The organism is Halorhabdus sp. CUG00001 (genome assembly GCF_009797925.1).
In the GTDB taxonomy this organism is placed as follows: Archaea; Halobacteriota; Halobacteria; order Halobacteriales; family Haloarculaceae; genus Halorhabdus.
Window position 1 is genome coordinate 626863 of sequence record NZ_VOLB01000001.1, and the last position, 20519, is coordinate 647381.

Genomic DNA, 20519 nt, shown 5'->3' on the forward strand with positions numbered 1-20519 from the left:
CCGCGAGGGAATCTCGCCCTGCTGTGGGGAAAAGCGGCACACAGTTTGCCACTGGGAGATGATCTAGCATGGGACGAGACGAGGCGATACAGATTCTCGCCGTGACGCCACAACCAGACAGTGACGACCTTCTGGCTCCGCTCCTGGGCCGGGACGAGCTACGAGTAGTAACGGCACAGACTGTCCAAGCGGCGGCCCAACACGTCCGGACGGCGACTGTCGACTGTCTCGTCTGTGATGCCGAGATGCCGGATTTCGACGGGATTGCGTTTCTCGAAGCGCTCCGTGCCCGAGACCCTTTTCTCCCGGTGATCGTGCGCGCTGTTGATCGAAACGCCGAGACGATCGACCGGGCAAGTGCGGCCCGGGTAACGGACATCCTCACGCCCGGAGAGACGGACGAAAGCGTCGCAGCGCTCATCGAAACTGTCGCTCGACGCTATCGGTCTCGGTCCGGTCCACGACCGGACCCGAAAGCGGTTCTGGACGGTACTCTGGACCCGATTTTCGTCTTACGGGACGGGGAGCTTGCGTGGGCCAACGGCGCTGCTGTGAGTCAGTTTGACCCAGAAGGGACCGACGGGCTGACCGAAGCCGCGTTCCTCACCAGGGTTGGGTTGGACGCTGGTGACCTTGCAGCGTGGACGGAACGATTTGCGACCGGTGAGTGTACCTTCGATTTCGGTACTGCGTCGATCACGATGGGAAACGCTCGGGAGTGGACCGGCCAGTACATCGCCACCAGCAGCAACTGGCAAGACGACGTTGCGGTGGCACTCGTCCTAACGGAGGGTCACCTTGAGCAATCGGGGACACCACACACAGCTACCGGAGAGAGCCAGCGCGACGGCGGAGTACTTGACGATTCGGCGTATCGACGGCTATTCCGGGATGCGATCAACGGCATCGCGATCCAACGGATCGTCACCGACGAGCACGGACGAGCCGTAGACTACGTGTTCGAGGACGTGAACGAGGCCTTCGAGCGAATTACCGGGCTTGAGGCCGAGGAAATCCAGGGCAAGCGAGGCAGTACAGTCTTCGACCTGCCGGACGATCCGACTGACGATCCGTTCATCTCTCGGTACGGCGATGTCGCGCTGAAGGGAAACCGAATCGAGTTCGAAGCCTATTCCGAGCCGCTAGATCAGCACCACCGCGTGACCGCCTATCCCCTGGATGGCGATCGGATCGCTGCGGTGTTCATCGATATCACCGATCGTGTCGAAGCGACCGACGAACTTGCAACCTACGAGCAGATCGTTCAGCGAGTCGACGATCCCATCATGTTTCAGGATCGTGACGGGGCGTTTCAGGTCGTCAACGATGCACTCGTCGAGTACGCCGGAGTTCCCCGTTCGGAGCTGCTCGGCACAGACGAGTTTGCGTTCATGGACGAGCCAACGGCCACACGCGTCCAGGAGAAGAAAGCGTTGGTTCTCGAGCACGCAGAGCCGATCAGCTACACGATCTCGCCGTCATTGCGGGGACGCGGCGACCGCTCTTTCGCAACGACACGGTACCCGCACTACGACGAGACGGGAACGATCGTGGGATCGATCGCTATCTGTCGGGATATCACTGATCTCAAAGATAGAGAACGGCAGCTACAGGTTCTCAGCCGGGTCCTGCGCCACAACCTCCGAAACGATCTCAACGTCATTACCGGCAGCGCCGAGGTGCTTCGAGAACAGACCCAAGAGCCACTGGCGAGTGCTGCCGATCGGATTCTCTCGACCGGGACCGACATGATCGAACTCGTCGACACCGAACGTCAAATCGTCGAGCTACTCACTGGGAACGCACGCACGACGAGCGTCTCGATCGCGCCGCTGCTCTCGGCGGCTGTCGAAACCGCCCGAGCGTCCTTTCCCGATGGGGAAATCACACTCCACTGTCCGATCGACGCCCGGATCGAGGCAGTCCCGGTTCTGGAGAATGCCTTCGCCGAACTCATCGAAAACGGCATCGAACACAACGACAACGACCCGCCACGCGTGAGTGTCGAAGCGACTCGCGATGGCGACGTGCTACGGATCGACATTCAGGATAACGGGCCAGGGATTCCAGCCGAAGAGCAGGCCGTGTTGCGCCCCCAGGCTGACCGCTCTCCACTCTTGCACGGAACCGGGCTCGGGCTCTGGCTCGCACGGTACAGTATTACCCACGTCGGCGGCAGCCTGCGGTTTGTTGACGCCGACCGAGGGACTCACATCGTCGTCACAGTTCCACTGACCACCGACTGACTGGAGCGCCCGGAGCGATCCTCCGTCGCACGCGCTCGCTCAGTAGTGCCAGGGGTAGTCGTCGAAATCCGGCTCCCGTCCCTCGGTAAAGGCATCTCGGCCTTCGTGAGCTTCGTCGGTCATGTAGGCCAGACGAGTCGCTTCCCCGGAGAAGACCTGCTGGCCGACCATGCCGTCTTCGGGGAGATTGAACGCGTATTTGAGCATTCGCATCGCAGTCGGGGATTTGTCGTTGATGCGTTCGGCCCACTCTAAGGCCGTCTGTTCAAGTTGCTCGTGAGGGACAGCTTCGTTGACCATCCCCATGTCTGTGGCTTCCTCGGCATCGTAGGTTTTCCCGAGGAAGAACACTTCGCGGGCCTTCTTCTGGCCGATCTGGCGGGCGAGATACGCCGAGCCAAAGCCACCGTCGAAACTCCCGACATCGGGGTCGGTCTGGAGGAACTTCGCATGCTCTTGGCTGGCGAGGGTCAGATCACAGATCACGTGCAGTGAGTGGCCGCCGCCGACGGCCCATCCGGGGACGACCGCGATGACGGGCTTTGGCATGTGGCGGATCTGGCGCTGGACTTCCAGGATGTGGAGTCGCGGGCCTTCTCCTTGGTCGTCCTCGTCTTCGCTTTCGTACTCGTAGCCGGCATCGCCGCGGATCGACTGGTCGCCCCCGGCCGAAAAGGCCCAGCCGCCGTCTTTCGAGGACGGGCCGTTCCCAGTCAAGAGGACACAGCCGACGTCCGTCTGGCGCTTGGCGTGATCGAGTGCGGCCGAAAGCTCGTCGACCGTTTCCGGTCGGAAGGCGTTGCGAACGTCGGGCCGGTCGATAGCGATCCGGACGGCCCCGACGTCCGTTGCTCGGTGATACGTGACATCCGCGAAGTCGACTGATTCGATCGGTTCCCAGCGCTCAGCATCGAAAACCTCTGAAACCATACTGGTGGTCCGGCCGCCCGGTAGAAAAATATCTCGCAGTCGGTGGGCCACAGCGAACGTCTGACGCTCTGCCAAGAATTAAGGCGACCCCTCTCCAGGGATCCAGTATGGCAATTGATCGTGACGCGAGCCCCCAGGAAATCACGTCACTGGTGGGTCGGGAAGTGTACTCGAACAACGGTGTCTACGTTGGTGAAGTCGAAGATCTGCGGCTCAATCTCGATGCTGAGGGCGTGACCGGCCTGGCGCTTCACCAACTCAACACGGAACTGTTCGACGCCGAGACGGCCAGTGCACGCGGTGTTATCGTCCCGTATCGATGGGTCCAGGCCGTCGGTGATATCGTGCTCATCAACGATATCGTCGAGCGTCTACACGAGGACAACGGCGAGGTCACAGAAGACGACGTTGTGGCTTAACTGCCGTTGCTGTCGGAATTCTCGACGCCCATCGCTGTGAACAACTTCGAGCGAACGGCTTCTTCGGTCAATTCGAGCAGCGTATCGCGGTTGTCATCGCTCGTCTCGATGCCGGTGAAGATGCCGAGTGGAATCTCGACGCTGGCGTCCGTCGAGTGGCCGGCCGTCTCGCCGATCCCTCCGAAGGCTTCTTCGAGGACGTTGCCGATGTTCATCCGGATGTCTTTCGACCGGGCTGCCAGATAGATCGTATCGTCGGCGATCGCAAACACAGCCGTCGTGGTGATACCTTCGAGATTGAGCAATTGTTGGGCTGCCTGGGCCAGGGCGTCCCGGTCGCGGATGAACCCTGCATTCGAGACGAGGTGGCTGCCCCGGACCTGGCGGTTACGGATCGCCTCGGCGAGGACATCCAGCGTCTCGGGGCTCATACTCGGCGACTCGACCTGTTCGAGCGTGTCGTGATCCGCGAACGGATAGAGATAGGCTGCAGCCGTGAGATCGGCGGGTGTCGTATCCCGCTTGAAGTCGAGCGTTTCCGCCCGGATTCCATAGAGGAGTGCAGTCGCAACCTCGTGATCGAGGCTGAGATCCAGTTCCTGGATGTACTTCGTCAGGATCGTCGAAGTCGCCGAGACGTTCGGTCTGACGTCGGTGAACTCCGCCTCCGAGCCCATCTCGACCTCGTAGTGATCGATGACGATATCGATGCGGTCTTCGACGTCTTCGGCCGGTGGCCCGCCGCTCTTGGCGAAGTCGACCAGCGCGAACGTATCGTAGTCGTCCAGGTCGACTGCAGACCGGGACGTCAATTCGAGGCCGAGAAGGTTGACGAACGCGCGATTCTCGTGGTGACCGATGTCCCCCTCGTAGATGATGTCCGCGTCGATATCGCGACTGTCGGCGATCGCCCGGAGTGCCGCGGCACTGGCGATCGAGTCGGGGTCGGGTCCACGGTGAATGAGAATCGCCAGTCGCTCGTCGGTCCCGTCGACGACGGCGGCAAGCTGATTGGCCTTGTGCTCGAGTTCGCCAGTTTCGAGCGCCCGAAGCGCCGAATCGGCGATGACGGCGGAGGGGTTGATCACGACGTTCGCCCCGAGTTCGGAGAGCTCGTCCGCTGAAACGGGATCGGATGCGCGCGCGACGATGAACTGATCTTCGTCGCGATCCCGAAGGTGTTCGACGGCGGCGGCATTGGCCTCGACATCCGGCGAGAGGATCAAGACGACGTCCCGGTCGTCGAGTTCAGCGGCGACGGATTCTTCGCGGATATCCGCCGTTCGCGCATTGAGGTCTTGATCCCGTAAGGCCTCGACGCGTCCTTCGTCCTTGTCGAGGATGAGCACGTCTTTGTCTTCCTCGACGAGTGCCTCTGCGACGGCATGGCCCACGCTTCCACACCCCAAAATAGCGTACGTAGACATCGAGGCCATCGTGATGTCGCTGCTCATAGTGTCGACAACGTTGGCGCGCCAACCCTTATAACATCGCGGTTGTTGCCAGGGACTGAACAGACGGCTCGCGATCGAAAGGAAACGTATTTGAATCGCCCGACGTAACTACAGATCGCGTGGGCCGGTAGCTCAGTCCGGCAGAGCGTCTGACTCTTAATCAGACGGTCAGGGGTTCAAATCCCTTCCGGCCCGTGCAGTGAACCGGTGAGCGACGCGAACCGGTGAACGAACCGGACGGAAGGTTTGAATCAGGAAAGTCGCAGGACCGAGCGAAGCGAGGTCATCGTCTTTCCGTGGTTCAAATCCCTTCCGGCCCGTGGCATTTTGCTGCGAGCAAGCCGCGAGCGCCTGCTGTGTGCCGGACTGTCGTCGAACTAGCCGTTCCCGGCAGACTTTTTCCGGGGGACAGCCGAAATCGACCCAGTGGCTCCGGTCACGCTGACCTACGCGGACGGGACCGTTCGCATCGAGGGCGACCTCCCCGAGCGAGTCGCGGGTCTCTCGTACGTCGAGCGTGACGAGCGGACGAAGACGTGGCGGATGCCGGCATATCAGTACGATGCGTTCCGGCGAGCACTGGCCGAATCGACAGTCACTTTCGACGATCGTGTGCTTGACGCCCCGACGACCGACGTGACCTCGACGTATCGGCTTCGAGACTACCAGCGAGAGGCACTCGACGCCTGGCAGGACGCAGGCGAGCGCGGTGTCCTCGAACTCCCGACCGGCAGCGGCAAAACCGTACTCGGGATCGCCGCTATCGAGACTCTGGAGACGGCGACGCTGGTCGTCGTCCCGACGATCGACCTCCTCGAACAGTGGCGAGGCGAACTCCAGACGGAGTTCGGCGTGCCGATCGGGCAACTCGGCGGGGGCACACAGCGCATCGAGGCGATCACCGTCTCGACGTACGACTCGGCCTACTTGCGGGCCGAGGAGATCGGGAACCGCTTTGGCCTCGTGATATTCGACGAGTGTCACCACCTCGGCGGAGAGGGGTATCGGGACATCGCTCGCTTGCTCGCCGCGCCGGCCCGCTTGGGCTTGACAGCGACGTTCGAACGCCCGGACGACGCTCACGAGGCCGTCTCGGAACTGGTGGGCGATCCAGTGTATCGACTCGGCCCCGACGACCTGGCTGGCGAGTATCTCGCGGCCTACGATATCAAGCGCCTCGACGTCGATCTCACGGCCGAAGAGCGGGCCGAATACGAGCACAACCAAGAGACGTTCACGGAGTATCTGGCGACCTCGGATCTCCGTCTCACTAGCGGAGCCGACTACCAGAAGTTGGTCATCCGCTCGGGGTCTGATCCGCGAGCCCGCGACGCCTTACTCGCGAAAGAGCGTGCCCGCGAGATCGTCCGCACGGCTGACCGAAAGGTCGAGACTCTCGCCACGTTGCTCGAGCGCCACGCGGCCGACCGCGTCATCGTCTTCGCCGCGACGACGGAGTTCGTCTATCGCCTCTCCGAGCGGTTCCTTTGCCCGGCGATCACCCACGAGACAGGGGCTGCCCAACGGCGAGAGATCCTGCGTGGCTTCCGGTCGGGCACCTACTCGACTGTCATGACGGCGAACGTCCTCGATGAGGGCATCGACGTTCCCGACGCCAACGTGGCGGTCGTCCTCGCCGGCAGCGGGAGCGAGCGCGAGTTCACCCAGCGATTGGGTCGCATCTTGCGACCAAGCAACGATGGGGGCCGAGCGTTACTCTACGAGGTCGTCTGCACCGATACGGCCGAACAAGGCGTCGCTCGACGGCGACGATAACGAGGCTGGCACGGGGGGCTGTGATCAAGTCGCCGTCTCGAAGTCGATCCCCTGCAGATTCCGGTCCGCATAGGCAATCGGGAGCTTCACGCGGACCGTCGTCTCGTCTTTTCCCTGTAGGTCGATCGATTCGGTGACGGATTTCGTCGTGCCGTCATCGGCATAGCGGACGACCATCTCGCCCTGCTGGGGGTCGTCCCGGGTGTTCTCGACGGTTGCGACGAGCACTGCATCGCCATCCGTCCCTTCCTCGAACGCGAATTCCGGGACCACAAAGACGTCTTCGGGCGTTGTCGTCGTCTCGGTTTGGGCCTGGTCGGTCGTGTCTCCGGGTGGTGTCTGGGGGCCAGACTCGTACTCTCCACAACCTGCGATTGCGACGAGTCCAACGGCCCCGAGTCGACGTAGTAGCGCCCGACGGTGCATGGTAGAGGCCTTCGGCCCCCGCGTCAAGAATCTTCCCGTCGCTACCCGTTTGTCTCTCAACTTCGCCCCGCAGTTTTTCGGTTCTCCGGTGTTGAGAGACGACTGTGCTGAAGAAGGACCTGCTGCGCGTCTCGCGGGCTGGCGGTGGCTACCAGCCACAGTTCACTGACGACCGGGACCGCGAAACGGCAGCCAGGGTGATCGGTGTCTACCAGGGCCACGTCGGTGAATCTCGCGAGTCACTACAGGGGGCACTGTCCGATCTCGAACGGGCAGCCTCGGATTTCAAGCTCGTGCGCGGGTTCGCAAAGCTGCTCGACCGCGACGCGACGTTCGAGACACACGCCCCGCTGCCACCAGCCCGTACTCGTCGAGTTGCCTTCGAGGCGGCTGAGGCTGTCGGCGTGGTCACGACGGCCGATCGACAGCAGGCGATCGAGCAGGCGGCCGATCGACTTGGTGCCGACCCGGAGGCAGTCGAGACGTCGCTGTACGCAGACCTGGATGACCGGCAGGTGCTGGCGAGTCTCGACCGGCGATGGACGCCTTCGGAACTGCTCGTACAGTACGATCTGTCGCTGGCCCAGACTGCACTGTTCGACGCGACGGAAGTCCGCGTTCGATCGAGCGATCCGCGGCGACTGATCGATGCGGTCAAGCGACTCCGGTTGCTCTATGAAGTCGTTCACACAGACCCAGGGCGAGAACTCGTCGTCACCGGACCGGACGCGCTCTTCGAGAACACGCGCCGCTACGGCACGCGATTTGCCCGCCTGCTCCGAGCCGTTGCCGGAACGGAATCTTGGCAGGTGACGGCCACGATCGACGACGACGGCACGGAGCGAACGATGACGCTCTCGGACGTGGACCTCTCGGTACCTGACGCCGAGCCTGTCGTCGAGATGTCCTTCGACAGCGGCGTCGAAGCCGACTTTGCGACGCGCTTGCAGTCGCTCGATCTCCCGTGGGCGTTAGTGCGTGAACCGGAACCGCTCGAAGCCGGGACAAGCGTCGCGATCCCGGATTTTGCCTTCGACTATCGCTACGCGGAGTTTCGGGTGTTCTTCGAGATAATGGGCTTTTGGACGCCGGAATACGTCCAGAAGAAACTCGACCAGTTCGAAGCCATCGACGATGCCGAATTGCTCGTCGCCTACGACGAAAGTCTGGGCGTGGGGGACGCCATCGAAGCGCGCAACCAGCGAGCGATCCCCTACTCAAAGACAGTGAGCCTCAAAGCCGTCCGGGACGCACTCAGACGGTACGAAGCCGATCTGGTCAACGAGGCGGCTACCGCTCTCCCCGACGAACTCACACCACAATCTGACGTCATTACACTGACAGCACTGGCCGACGACCACGCTGTCAGCGAAGCCGCTATCGAGCGGGCAACGTTCCCCGACCACGAGCGCGTTGGACGCACACTCATCAGGCCAGCCGTTCTCGAGGCCCTGGAGCAGGAAATCGCGGACGGCATAGCACTCGACGACGCGGAAGCGGCCTTCGCAGCGTACGGGATCGACGACGCGAGTGCTGTCCTCTCGCGACTGGGCTATCGCGTCGAGTGGGACGGACTCAGCGGCGGCACAGTTCGCAAGACGGCATAACCCCTGTCCGCGGCCCCCTGATCAACGCCGGCAAACGGGTCCCTAGCCCATCGTCAGCAAATGAGTACGCACCACACGACAACACGGAGATGTGGGGACGCAACGCTCAAGTGGTGTCAGAAGAAATTAATTAGCTACATGGCAGAGAAAACGCGGTTCGATAAGGCGTTCGACGACCATCTCCTCCTCCGGGATGTGGTACTCGTCGTGTTCTTGGTCCTTGGGTTCGGAGTTCCGATGGGGTATTTCCTGGAGTTTGGCGTCTTCCAGGCCATCGCCTCGGGTATTGCCTTCGCTGGGCCCTATCTCGCTGTCATGGAACTCATCGCTCGCCGAAACGGCGACTCGATGTTTCGGTATCTTTTGGGCGGAGATTCGCTGGCAGTAGAGTAGATCACCGGTCTCTCTCATGGTGGACGCTGATTCAAGGCGACAGAGCCGGGACGACTCTCTGTTCACCAGGTCAGCGTGGCACAGAATCCGTCATAGCCGATTCACTGCAGCGCAACCGGCGAGAAAGTCTTGAGTGAACCATCGTTACAGACGGTAGTACAAGATACAGCGGGTCTGTGCCACAGAGGAGGGCAGTTTATGGCTCTTGTCTACCCGTAAGTCAGCCGATAGGATGTACCTGCACAGCCAATTCTATCAATAATATCGCTCTGGCTGACGTTTATATGACAGCAAAATGCTGAAGGCCAGCAATTAACAGAATTGCACCAACCAGTACGAGTTTCATGACCCAAGATGGAACATCTTTCCGGATCCGAAATCCCCAGTCCATACGTCCCACTTACTTGTCGTCGTACTACAATCACCTAGCAGGACTTCTGGGTTCGAAACAGGCGTGAATCATCTGCTCCGTGATTATTTCTGAATGGTGGGTGGGCCTCTTTCGTTGTCCGAGAATCCTGCATCGATCAATTATATTTCTCCGATCGATGAATTCTTCTTCGTGAGATACGCGCCATACATCATTTACGGAGTGTTTTCTCGATCCTTCGGCCGGTACTATGTCACTGCGTTCGGTAAGAGGAAATTTCAATATCAATCCCCACGCAGCGGCCTCAAAGCCCACAGACGGAGACTCACGGCAGTTGCGATCACCCACCGCTCGGCTGTGGGAGGTTGTTCAGGTCACTCTCGCTGTCGGTATGCCGCCGACAGCCGTGACCCGAAGTCACCGTTCCGGAGAGCAACGTATCCGACAGTGAGCACAGCGACACAGAGCACCGCCGCGCCGTTGACTAGCCCGTACACCCCTACGAACTGTGCCGGACCGGTGAACGTCGGTCGGATCAGCATCGCTGTTTCCGTAGCCTCAAGAAAGTTCGACAGGCCGTAGATGTTGTTCATCGCGAAGTTGACCAGAAAGTGAAGGCCGATCGGCAGCGCCAGTGAGTCGGTCCACACGTACGCGGCACCGAGGAGGAGCCCTAAAGCTAGCCGGAATCCAAACGTTCCTAGCGTACCCGGGAAGTGCCCGAGAGTGAATATCAGCGAGGACGCCACCACTCCTGTCACGATCGCGCCACGGTCGGACAGCCACCGGCTCCGGAGTCCTTCGACGGCGTTCGTCAGAATGAGGCCCCGAAAGACCAGTTCTTCCCAGACGGCTGTAAACGCCCACTGGATGGTGTACACTCCAAACGCGGCGGCGAACGGTAACACGTTCGTGCCAACGCCACCCGAGAACACCTCGGAGACGGTCGCCCACCCAGCGAGCAGACTCGCGGGGAGTGCCACACCCATCCCCGCCAGGGCCGCGACGCTGCCAGCACCAAAGTCCCTCAGGAACGACGGGCCGAACGCGAGTCCGTAGTCGGCTATCGGGCGACGGTCGACGTACTTCGCGACGGCAATCGCCAGGACGAACCCAACGAGCGCACCGATCAGGCTGGTCGCGGCTCCGTTGACAGACGGTGGGAGTTCGGTCCCCGCGAGTGCCAGCGCCGGGAGTACGAAAATCCCCACGAGCGCGGCGACGTACACGCCAAGGATCCGCCAGAGAGCGCGCGGGCGATCTTCGGCTCGATTCCACAGCACGGAGACGACGCGTCCCGTGATTCCACCGCGATTGGCTCCCCGGTCGTCATCGGCCAACTGGGATGGGGTTCGTTCGAAGTTGGTGTCGGCATCTGCTTCGGTCATCTCATGTGTACCAATAGGCCGGTGTCAAAAGGCCGATTTTCCTGGCTTCACTCGCTGAAGCTAACGTCGTAGTGAGCCTGTCGGACGTATTCCCCAAGCATTTCGACACCCACCAGATGGGGAAATCTACACGAATCCGGTATGAACTCAAGGCCAGCGTTGATGTCGCTGCCGTCTCCTGGTCTGCTCGCGCCTCGACCGGGCTACACACGAGGATGTATCCGAGAGAATCGCGATCAGTGTTCGTTCGGCTGGCATGGACACCGATGTGAGCCGCCGAGTCAGTCCCGACGCGGCACCCACAGCCCGTAGAGGATCAGTCCCAGACCGACGAACTCGGGGATCTGAACAATGGTGTTGAGAACCGGCGTTGGAAAATCCAACAGATAGAGCAGTATCAGGCTCAGCGGAAGCTGAACAAACAGTACCAAGACGAATCCAACGGCAATGTACAGCATCGGACGGCTCTGGTTTTGCCGGTATGCAGTATAGGCGAAGTAACTGATTGCCAATCCGAGGAGCATGGGGATCACCTCGCTCACCTGCCGAACGATTCGTAACGTGTCGAGATCGATCAATTGGAGCGGTGTATCGAGCATGTTAGGTACCCTCTACGAACTGTGTGAAGCGGTCGGCTATCCGTTCCCGACGTGAGACCGTGATCTCGAAGCCGTCTTCGCCGAGATCGAGTTCGATACCGTCGAGTTCTGTCCGATAGAGCTTGTAATTCTTTCCGTCGGTGACTGGCTGGATGTCTTCGGTAACCAAATCGTACTCACGGAGGCGTTCGAGTCGACGGTAGACCGTCGGCTCCGAGACCCCGGCGCAGTCGCTGAGTTCTGCCGCCGAGCGGGGCTCTTTTTTCGCCTCGACGAGAATCGTACGCGCACACTCGTCACCGAGTAGGTCTGCGAGTGCTTCAGGATCTCGCACGTCGGACACTGTAAACGGACCGTCTCCTGGTTCGTCAATATAGGTTGTGCCGTTGTGGGCGTTCTGTCTGACTTCAGTCAGAGAAGTCACGAGAAACTATCATCCATATCTACGCTCATCTCTCGCGTACGGATGTCGAACAGACAGACACACACGCCAACGAGCGTCCTCCTCCCGACGGTGTCTTGGACGGCCGCCTGCGACGACGTCGCTACACAGTTGGGGCCTGAAGACGAACTGCTCATCATCCACGACAGCGAGGACGACCCGGTTGCGGACCGAAAACCGCTCCCCGAGAACGTCCGGTTGCTCCCCGCCGGCGACCCTCTCGGGTGTTCCGGGAAAGCAAACGCAATCGCAGCTGGGATGGAAGCCGCCAGTCACGACCGTCTCGTCTGGACCGACGATGACTTTCATCATCCCTCGGGTTGGCTCGACCGCCTCCACGAGGACTACGCCGAATACGGTCCGACAACGGAGCTACCGGCGTTCGTCGGCCAAGATCCGCTTGCAGTCCTGCTAGAGCCTGTTTATGCCCTTGGGGGCACGCTCGGGACATACGTGGGCGACCACGCCTGGGGCGGGGCTGTCATATTCGACAGAAGTGATCTCGACGAGGCACGGTTCCGTTCGGAGCTCCGCCAGACTATCAGCGACGATGGTCTCCTCGGAGAACACGTCGATGTGACGTCAGTTCGACGCGTACGCCGGGTACCGATGGGTGGAAGTCTCCGGCAGACGCTTGAACGACATATCCGGTTTAACAAGATTTTCACAACACACGATCCGACGGTAGCGAAACTCTCGTTTGGTGTGTTGGTCGCCGTTCTCATTGGCTGTGTCCGTTTTCCGCCCCTCGCGGTGGCACTAACAGTACTGACAGCCGGCGTCAGCGCCAGCTTCGGGGTCCGACGAATCTCGCTACTGCTCACGGTACCAGCACTTACGGCCGCTGTCCCCCTGGGGCTGTATGCTTTTGCCCGGGACACATTTGTTTGGGGGGGACGACGGTACCGTTGGCACTCGAAGTTTGACGTTACGGTACTGCATGAGTAGCGTTCGTTGAGCCACTGTCTGCGTACTGTGGGACCAAATCAGCCCGACCGCGTGAGAGCCCAATTCCACCCTTTGATTTACCATCGCACAGCCATATTCGCTTCGTATGCCCGGAGCAGGTCGTTCAGATTCATCAGCGATGAGAACAGTCGGGGCTATTGTCGCGTTGATTGCTGTCGTCGGTTACCTGACTTTCGGCTGGTCGTTCAACGGCTCTGCGAACACCATCCCGACAGTTATTGGCATTATCGTCGCGGTTTCGGCTATTGGATGGACGTTATACCGCCGCGTCTATTCAGAGAGGGGACCGTGATAATGACTGCGTTGCGTAGTGATGAGATCGTAAGCATCGTAGTCATCGGCATTACCGTCGCCGTGTTCGCTTGGTATCGAACCGACTTGACCGGAATACCGCGATGGACGAATACGAGTCTTGTAGTAGTCGTAAGTATCTGTGTGGCAACGGCTACGACGATTGTGCTGAAAAAGTGGAATCCTATCTGGTATCGTTCGTCGTAGAAAGAGCGCTTCTGTCGGATCCCTCAGAACTTGAAAGCAATCCTGTGCTGCATACGGGGGTTCCATACAGTACGAAGGCTTACACATTCGTGTAGGTACACCCGACACATACAATTTCAGCGTCGGTAGGGCACATATACTCTCCACCGATTCGTAACCCGGACGAGGGAGTCCAAAATGCGGTGTAACCATCATCAGTGTCCTCGCTACTAGCACTCTCGTGGCTCATACCGCGGTCACGTAATCTGGTCCAATAGTCGATAAAATTCTACCCTGTTCGGACACAAGTTGTGGTTACGGACGATAAAATGAATCATCTCCACACGACCAGTACCAGCCGTCTAACTTGGCTCTACCCTACGTATCGGTCTTCATTTTGTGGGTGAGATAGCCTCCACCACCAGCGATACCAGCAAGAGCAGAGCGGATACCGAAGCCAGGACCGTCAGCACTGGTTCTACTGCCACTACCGACACTGTTGGCTTTTCCGTCTGTAGTTTGCGTTGTCGCTGGCGATTGTGACGGGGACCGGGCAGACTGTGACTCACCATGATGGCCCAGCGTCCTGAGAATCACCCGTGAGCCCTCGCTTGACCCTGAAACGCCCGCAGCCAGCGCGTACAGGTTTCCGTCGCCACTTCCGATAAAGACCGTCCCATTCACCACCGTCGGCGACGAGGTGACGCCAGCCATCATGGCAGACTGCCAATCGATAGCTTCGAATCGCCACTGTTCGGTCCCATCACCCGCATCCAGCGCAAACACGTTGTTGTCCCAACTCCCGACGAAAACCGTGCTGTCCACCACCGTCGGCGACGAGCTGACATGGCCGCTTGTTGCGAAGTGCCAGATCTCGCCGCCACCGGCGGCCTGTGCGACCCCAACACCAGCCACGGAGACAACCCCCACACCGGCCGCCTGAATATACTGCCGGCGAGAGAGCCGTGGGCCACGCTTGTCAGTCATCGATTCCCCTCGGAGCCGGCACTCGCGCTGACTGAACACTCCCGCCCGTCAACGTTCCCTGGGTGATATAATTCATACCTTCAAATGTGAATATAATATATGAATAAAACTTTCATTTGACACGGCCGTTCAGGACTCTCTTGAGGGTATGCAGACACTGATTGTCAGTATTCATTATTTTCTGTCAAGAATACTGTGATCGGCTCAGAGGGGTAATGCAGCACGAGACTGGTGTGTATCTTGGGTTTCGTTGCGTACTTCCTTCTTCCGCCCTTGTGTAGGGCATTGTGGATAGAAAACTGTCTTGCGATTTTGTCCTCGGTAGCTTTCGGACGTTTCCGTCCCAGAGTGGGAAAGTGAGCGGCTGCAAGGAGATGCTGATGGCACGTTTCCCAGTTTCGGCGTTTTAGCAACAATCTGTTTCACAAGAGCGACGGAGAAAGCGCCGGGTGAACGTGCCACCGTTCCCGACTGGATGCTTGGGTTTGCAGTCCCCAAAGAAGGCGAAATCGTTGGGGTGACAGAAAACGAAGTGGACAACGAGTTCTTAGTCGAGGTTGCGACCTGTTCCTCAGACTGTTAAACGGGGCGGCTACAAACGATCCATCGGATCGAAATAAGTCCTCACCTATTTCCGATCAACCGGTTCCGTCTAAATGTTATGTCGTTTAAATTTACGAGCAAAACGCTCTCGTGATTCGCTCCCCCTGCTTGTCCGGGTTGAGCGATATCCGCCTTTTGACCTCCGATAAAGATATCGACAACGGGGCACTGTATCGCCATCTGTGCGGCCAGCGCTGTTGTTTTTCGCCTCTATCAACACTATGGCGCGTGGTATACAATTGATTCCAACTAGCATACTCCGTAGCTTCTTGCTTAATCAGCCGTCGAAATTCGAGGTTTGCTTGCTTGAGACATAAAATGCAGCAGTCAAAGTTACTGCGCAGAGAGTTTGAGACGCATTCTATGACACGTTGCGTTGGGTTAGCTCCCACTGTTCCTGTTATCGTCGCTTACGCGCTTGCTCGTCGGTGGTCATAACCGATACGCGCCCTGTCTCTTGCACTTGGTCTGCTACGCTCGCCAGGCAGTAACACGATCAGCGCAGTATCGATCCATTCAGAGCCGACGTGGGGCAGTGCAACCCGAGAACGAGCGGGGTCCCATGGATCGGGCGTCTGCTGTCTGTGGTGCTGTCAGCCCAAAGTGGACAAGATGTAGGGTCAGGATTCGCGCCACTTGTGGCCACACTCGACGCAGGTGAACAGCCGCACTTCGTAGGAGCCACCCGGTTTTGGCAGCATTTCGTAGTAGGCCTGGTCGCTGTCACAGTCCTCGGCCGGACAGGACTCTTCCATTGTCTCGGCTGAGTCCTGGGTCGCGTCGGCCACGTCGGGTGTACCATCGTCTCGCTGTCCGTCCTGGGTCGTCATCGCCGCTTCTGCCTTTGAGTCCCGCGGCGCCTCGTTTTCACAGGAGCGACACACCCACGTTTCTCCGTCCGTGTGCATCATCGAACCGCACTCGTCACAAAATTGCATATTGCGTAGGACTACACGGGTGTGGGTATATGTGTTAACTTCTGCTCGATGCGTGGTTACAGGTACCTGCGTACGCTGATTGTCTTGTGGTATCGAAGCGCCAACGGACAGCGTTTGATCTCGCTCGACAGTCATCGTATCTGACGAAACGTTTTCCGGGGCGCACCTCTTTACGGTCGATATGGCCACGACTGTATCGACGCCGACAACGGATGAAGTCTGTGCGTACTGTGAATCGCGGATCTTCGAACACGACCCAATCTGTGTTCGTGACTGTGACGACGACTGTGGATCTCCCGAGTACTTCTGTAACTACGCGTGTCTCTCGGCACATATCGACGAACACAACCTGACGACGGGGAATGCGTGTGCGTGGAATCCCGAGGGAAACGACTGCTGTTAATCGACCTTCTCGAGACGAGAGACTATTCCCGAGGTCCACTACATCGTGTAGCTTACTAGATCGCGACCTATCTCCCTATCCGCTCCCCCAGTTGCATTGCAGTAAATCGGCTGTCCAAGCTTCTATCAGCCACTCACACGATATTATCGTCCGACCAAGAGAGTGAAAACGCCAGTCCCGAACCGTCACTCCCGGAGGTCCCGCCGCCGGCCCTTTGGGACCTGTGAACGGAGTTCACCGTAGACGTACAGGCCGACGCCGAGCGGTTCGCGTCTCCCGGCCAGTTCGTGCGTGACGATCAGATACCCCCAGTCGCCGTCCCACGCCAGTTCCTGATCTTCGCCGGCGAGAAACGTCTGGGCTTGCTCGCGGGTGAGATCGAGCACGTTCTCACTCGCCCGGTCACCGAACCGCTGGACGGCCGACAGCGTTGGCTTCCAGTGTTCCTGGCGCGTCCGTAGGAACGTCAGCCCCAGCGCTTCGATCTCGACCGGCGAAGGCAACTCGCCGCGGAACGCCCAGATCTTTCCCGACCCTCGCTCCCAGAACGTGTAGTCCGCGAACGTTTCCGGCGGGACGCCAAAGCGGTCCGTCCAGAACTCGAGGACGGCTTCCCGGCTCGGTCGATCAGCCACCTCGCGATCGGCCGCTGTCGCCGGGAGGCGGCCGAACCGCTGGCCGTCGTTGTCCCGGTGGGTCTCATCACTGTTGGTAGGCTGGTCCGTCATGCCGTCACCTCCAGTTTCGCGACGAAAAAGCCGCCAGTGTCGTTGACGTGTGGATAGATCCGCCTGGCCTTCCGGACACTGGGATCGAATGAGTCGCCCTCCCACTCCGTGATACCGGGCCGACTGTCGAGGGGCAAGTCGACCTCAACCAGCCGGGCAGTTGTCTCTTCGATCGCGTAATCGAGGATCGCCTCGTTCTCTTCCGGGGCGAACGTACACGTCGAGTAGACGACAGTGCCACCCTCACGGGTCGCCTCGATCGCGCGCCGAAGGATGCTCTTCTGGACGCCGGCGACCCCCTGGACGTGTTCGAAAGTCCACTCTGCCAGGGCATCCGGGTTCTTCCGGATCGTCCCCTCACACGAGCAGGGGACGTCGACCAGTGCCCGATCGTATTCCGCCCCGTCGAAGGGTTTCAGTGAGTGGTTGCGTGCGTCCTCGTTGGTCACTGCAAGATTCGTCACGCCGAGCCGTTCGGCGTTCGACCGGAGTGCGGACAGTCGCCCCAGATTGTTGTCCGTCGCCACGAGCAGTCCCTCGTCGTCCATGAGTGCCGCCAGTTGTGTCGTCTTGCTGCCCGGTGCAGCAGCCGCGTCCCAGACACGCTCGCCGGGCTGGGGGTCGAGGACGAGCGGCGGCAGTGCCGAGACTTCTTCCTGGCCGTGCAGCCAGCCCTGGACGTACGGCCAGTTCGATCCGGGATCGCCATCGGGCAGCGCCAGCAACCCGTCGTGCCAGCCGACCGGCTCGTATGCAATCCCTGCCTCGTCGAGGGCCTGCGTTGCCCGACTGACCGACGTTTTGAGCGTATTCACGCGAACGACCGACGGTAGTGGGCGCTCACATGCCGCAACGAACGCCTCGAAGTCGTCGACGATCGATTCGTACCGGTCTAGAACCTCCATTGGCCCCGGATTCGCGAGACAGGGCTTTGTCGGTTTCGAACGGCTGCGCCGGGGGCGGCCCGCACGCTTATTGTGGTAGCATGTCACGGTCACGTATGGCACATATTGCAGTTCACGATGCGGAGCTGACGCTCGAGGACCCGATGCTCGTCGAGGGATTCCCGGGTGCCGGCCTCGTCGGGAAAATCGCTGCCGATCACCTGGTCGATAGCTACGAGATGACTCACTACGCGACCTGCCATTGTGAGGGCCTGCCCGAAGTTGCGGTCTACCACGAGAACGAGACCTCGATCGCCGGGCCGGTCAGGATCTACGCCGACGAGGCACGTGAGTTGCTCGTCCTCCAGAGCGACGTGCCCGTCTCTCCAGAAGCTGCCGAGGAGTTCGCCGGCTGTGTGACGGCCTGGCTCGACGAGCAAGACGCCTTGCCGATCTACCTCAGTGGCATCCCTGTCGATCCGGACGGCAATCGTGAGCTGTATGGTGTTGCAACCGGGCGAGCTGAGGCCCAACTGCGCGATCACGACATTGCCACGCCCGACGAACGCGGCGCGATCAGCGGGCCAACGGGGGCGCTCCTGTACGAAGCCACTCGCGAGGACCTCGACAGCATCGGGCTGCTCGTCGAGGCGTCTTCGCAGTTTCCAGATCCAGCCGCCGCCAAGATCTTACTTGAGAAGGGAATCGCCACACTTGCCCAGATCGACGTCACGACCGAGACGCTCGTCGAACAGGCCGAGGAAATCCGCATCGCGCGCAAGAAACTGGCAAAGCAGATGCAACAGGCAAGCGACGAGAGCTCGAAGGCCGAGCCAGTCGGGATGTACCAGTAGCAGCGTCTCGACACGTTTTTCGCAGGCTGACGGCTAATCGTATTCGATGGCCATTGTCGACGTTCTCGTCACCGGACTGGCCGGTGGGCTGTTTGGGCTCGCGCTTGCAGCGCCGCCAGGACCGATGAACGCCGTCATTGCCGAAGAGAGTGTCGTCGGCGGGTTTCGGGCGGGCGCCATCGCCGGCTGTGGCGCGATGGTGGCCGATGTGACCTTTTTGCTCCTTGCGGCCCTCGGCGCGGTGTCTGTCGTCAAACAAATGGCGTACGTACAGGGGGCGATGGTCGCCATCGGCGGTCTCCTCATGCTGTATTTCGCTGTCGACGCCGTTCGGGAGTTAGATCAGGGATTCACCGAGTTCGAGTCCGGTAGGACGCGGACGGACGCCCGGGGATTCCGTCGAGCCTTTCTCCTGGCGCTGACCAACCCCTACCAGATCATCTTCTGGTTGACGGTCGGCGTCGGGTTGTTGAGCCCGGGGACTGTCGATGTTCTCTCACACACGCCGTATTTTGGGGAGAACCTGGCTGGACTGATCGTCGTCCATACGGGAGGTCCGTCGCTGATCGTCGGCCTGTTCGGTGGAATCGTCGTCTGGGTCGTCGGCTTTCCGGCGCTGCTCGTCGGGGCCGGTCGGCGAATCGACCGGTTTGCTCCCGCCGTCGCGGTCACGAGTGCGCTCTTTTTGGCCGGATTCGGCGTCCTCTTTCTCACGGACGCCCTCACGACGTTCGGGGTGCTCTAGTCCGTTGTCGCGCGAAGGAATCGGTCGGTTACTCCGTCGGCTCGGGATCGATGGCCGCGATTTCTTCCTGTAGCCACTCTTTGAACCAGCGGACACGTTTGAGTCGCCGGTGAAGGTGGCTCTCAGCCGTCTCAGAGGCGATCCGCTCCCGTGCGTCTTCGCCCCGCTCGATCACGCGCTCGACCATTTCACCGGCATCCGTATGATCGCGTGATTCATAGCCCATTCGTAACAACAGCAGCGCCGTGCCGTTGGCCCCAACCTTGTCGAGGACGTCCGCTTCGATGAGACATTGTGTCTCCAGCGGGAGGTCCGTCACGTCACCTTGATAGGAGTGGTCGCGGATCGACCCGATGACAGCATCGACGAACGATTGGGGGAAGTCCCCATGCGTCGTCAGGTACTCTTTGGCGATTCGAGCCCCGGCCTCGGCGTGTTCGTCCTGTTCGGCTTCGAGTTTGGCGACGTCGTGAAACACTGCTGCGACACGAGTGACTTCGACGTCAGCACCCTCCTTGCGGGCTATCTCGGAGGCGAGTTCGACTACGTTCAGGATGTGGTTGTACCGGTACTCAGCCGAGTGCCAAGGGTACCACCGCATTCGGCCGCCTGCTTCCTCGTTTTCGACGCTGGCACTCAGGTAGTCGTGCACGAACCGCTTCATCTCCGCGAATTCCGCGTCGGAAACCGGCGACTCCTGGATCTCAACACCCACAGAACCACCTCCGAAACTGATGCGTAACGTTCATCTTGTCCGGAAAGACGTGGTTTCGACTCTTTAGCGTTACGACACCGACAGGAGCGTGCGAACACTCCTGTCGTCACTTCGGTCCCAACGCCACTCTGGTCTGATAGTTGATGGTTCGCTGTGAGCCGATCTA

The 20519-nt window shown here is 60.0% G+C and carries 20 protein-coding genes and 1 tRNA gene; 10 read left to right on the plus strand and 11 right to left on the minus strand.

The genetic code is table 11. The features are described from left to right. The first annotated feature begins 68 nt into the window (after positions 1-68). The gene (locus tag FR699_RS03130) at positions 69-2246 is read left to right on the plus strand and encodes a PAS domain-containing protein (protein WP_158853938.1); all 2178 of its coding nucleotides are present in this window, start codon (positions 69-71) and stop codon (positions 2244-2246) included. A gap of 39 nt (positions 2247-2285) precedes the next feature. Here the strand turns inward: FR699_RS03130 and FR699_RS03135 are convergent, their stop codons facing one another. Next, entirely contained in the window at positions 2286-3176 is an 891-nt protein-coding gene (locus FR699_RS03135) for a 1,4-dihydroxy-2-naphthoyl-CoA synthase (RefSeq protein WP_154551825.1), read from the minus strand. A 107-nt stretch (positions 3177-3283) separates the two neighbouring features. Between FR699_RS03135 and FR699_RS03140 the strand changes: the two genes are divergently transcribed. Further along, positions 3284-3595 (plus strand): PRC-barrel domain-containing protein, encoded by a 312-nt coding sequence (locus FR699_RS03140; RefSeq protein WP_154551824.1) that lies wholly within the window; start codon positions 3284-3286, stop codon positions 3593-3595. Here FR699_RS03140 and FR699_RS03145 read toward each other — a convergent pair. Beyond that, positions 3592-5049, minus strand: a complete 1458-nt coding sequence (locus tag FR699_RS03145) for a DHH family phosphoesterase (RefSeq protein ID WP_154551823.1) — start codon at positions 5047-5049, stop codon at positions 3592-3594. The two genes, FR699_RS03140 and FR699_RS03145, sit on opposite strands and share 4 nt — an antisense overlap. A gap of 121 nt (positions 5050-5170) precedes the next feature. On the opposite strand from FR699_RS03145, the gene FR699_RS03150 reads away from it, so the two are divergent. Continuing rightward, positions 5171-5244: transfer RNA gene (locus FR699_RS03150), tRNA-Lys, on the plus strand. A 231-nt stretch (positions 5245-5475) separates the two neighbouring features. Beyond that, positions 5476-6825 (plus strand): DEAD/DEAH box helicase, encoded by a 1350-nt coding sequence (locus tag FR699_RS03155; protein WP_158853941.1) that lies wholly within the window; start codon positions 5476-5478, stop codon positions 6823-6825. 24 nt (positions 6826-6849) lie between these two features. Here the strand turns inward: FR699_RS03155 and FR699_RS03160 are convergent, their stop codons facing one another. Beyond that, on the minus strand, positions 6850-7251 hold the full coding sequence (locus tag FR699_RS03160; RefSeq protein ID WP_158853944.1) for a hypothetical protein: 402 nt from the start codon (positions 7249-7251) through the stop codon (positions 6850-6852). Positions 7252-7355: 104 nt separating this feature from the next. On the opposite strand from FR699_RS03160, the gene FR699_RS03165 reads away from it, so the two are divergent. Next, a complete protein-coding gene (locus FR699_RS03165) occupies positions 7356-8858 on the plus strand; it encodes a DUF790 family protein (RefSeq protein ID WP_158853946.1) in 1503 nt (500 codons plus the stop codon). 138 nt (positions 8859-8996) lie between these two features. After that, on the plus strand, positions 8997-9251 hold the full coding sequence (locus tag FR699_RS03170) for a hypothetical protein (protein ID WP_158853949.1): 255 nt from the start codon (positions 8997-8999) through the stop codon (positions 9249-9251). Positions 9252-9995: 744 nt separating this feature from the next. Here the strand turns inward: FR699_RS03170 and FR699_RS03175 are convergent. The 3 genes from FR699_RS03175 to FR699_RS03185 all read right to left on the minus strand — a co-directional run bounded on the left by FR699_RS03175 (position 9996) and on the right by FR699_RS03185 (position 11951). Further along, positions 9996-11009, minus strand: coding sequence for a CPBP family intramembrane glutamic endopeptidase (locus FR699_RS03175; protein WP_199268279.1), 1014 nt, complete (start codon positions 11007-11009; stop codon positions 9996-9998). A gap of 281 nt (positions 11010-11290) precedes the next feature. Continuing rightward, positions 11291-11608, minus strand: a complete 318-nt coding sequence (locus tag FR699_RS03180; RefSeq protein WP_158853952.1) for a hypothetical protein — start codon at positions 11606-11608, stop codon at positions 11291-11293. Position 11609: 1 nt separating this feature from the next. Next, complete coding sequence (locus FR699_RS03185; protein WP_229770550.1) at positions 11610-11951, minus strand: winged helix-turn-helix domain-containing protein; 342 nt, start codon at positions 11949-11951, stop codon at positions 11610-11612. Positions 11952-12074: 123 nt separating this feature from the next. On the opposite strand from FR699_RS03185, the gene FR699_RS03190 reads away from it, so the two are divergent. Next, a complete protein-coding gene (locus tag FR699_RS03190) occupies positions 12075-12998 on the plus strand; it encodes a glycosyltransferase family 2 protein (protein WP_158853955.1) in 924 nt (307 codons plus the stop codon). 876 nt (positions 12999-13874) lie between these two features. Here FR699_RS03190 and FR699_RS03195 read toward each other — a convergent pair. Continuing rightward, entirely contained in the window at positions 13875-14483 is a 609-nt protein-coding gene (locus tag FR699_RS03195) for a PQQ-binding-like beta-propeller repeat protein (protein ID WP_158853957.1), read from the minus strand. Between the two features lie 1223 nt (positions 14484-15706). Further along, positions 15707-16024, minus strand: a complete 318-nt coding sequence (locus tag FR699_RS03200) for an RPA12/RPB9/RPC11 RNA polymerase family protein (protein WP_158853960.1) — start codon at positions 16022-16024, stop codon at positions 15707-15709. A gap of 181 nt (positions 16025-16205) precedes the next feature. Between FR699_RS03200 and FR699_RS03205 the strand changes: the two genes are divergently transcribed. Beyond that, positions 16206-16427, plus strand: coding sequence for a hypothetical protein (locus FR699_RS03205; protein WP_154551814.1), 222 nt, complete (start codon positions 16206-16208; stop codon positions 16425-16427). Positions 16428-16612: 185 nt separating this feature from the next. On the opposite strand, the gene FR699_RS03210 is transcribed toward FR699_RS03205, so the two are convergent. Both FR699_RS03210 and FR699_RS03215 read right to left on the minus strand, forming a co-directional pair. Then, positions 16613-17155, minus strand: a complete 543-nt coding sequence (locus FR699_RS03210) for a hypothetical protein (RefSeq protein WP_154551813.1) — start codon at positions 17153-17155, stop codon at positions 16613-16615. Next, a complete protein-coding gene (locus FR699_RS03215; protein ID WP_158853963.1) occupies positions 17152-18060 on the minus strand; it encodes an RsmB/NOP family class I SAM-dependent RNA methyltransferase in 909 nt (302 codons plus the stop codon). Before FR699_RS03215 ends, FR699_RS03210 begins: the two co-directional genes overlap by 4 nt. Positions 18061-18155: 95 nt before the next feature. Between FR699_RS03215 and FR699_RS03220 the strand changes: the two genes are divergently transcribed. Beyond that, the gene (locus FR699_RS03220; protein WP_158853966.1) at positions 18156-18893 is read left to right on the plus strand and encodes a proteasome assembly chaperone family protein; all 738 of its coding nucleotides are present in this window, start codon (positions 18156-18158) and stop codon (positions 18891-18893) included. Positions 18894-18981: 88 nt separating this feature from the next. Continuing rightward, positions 18982-19638: a LysE family translocator gene (locus FR699_RS03225; RefSeq protein ID WP_154553201.1), complete on the plus strand. Its 657-nt coding sequence runs from the start codon at positions 18982-18984 to the stop codon at positions 19636-19638. A 28-nt stretch (positions 19639-19666) separates the two neighbouring features. Here FR699_RS03225 and FR699_RS03230 read toward each other — a convergent pair whose 3' ends face one another. Then, the gene (locus FR699_RS03230) at positions 19667-20353 is read right to left on the minus strand and encodes an HD domain-containing protein (protein WP_158853968.1); all 687 of its coding nucleotides are present in this window, start codon (positions 20351-20353) and stop codon (positions 19667-19669) included. Positions 20354-20519: the final 166 nt, after the last annotated feature.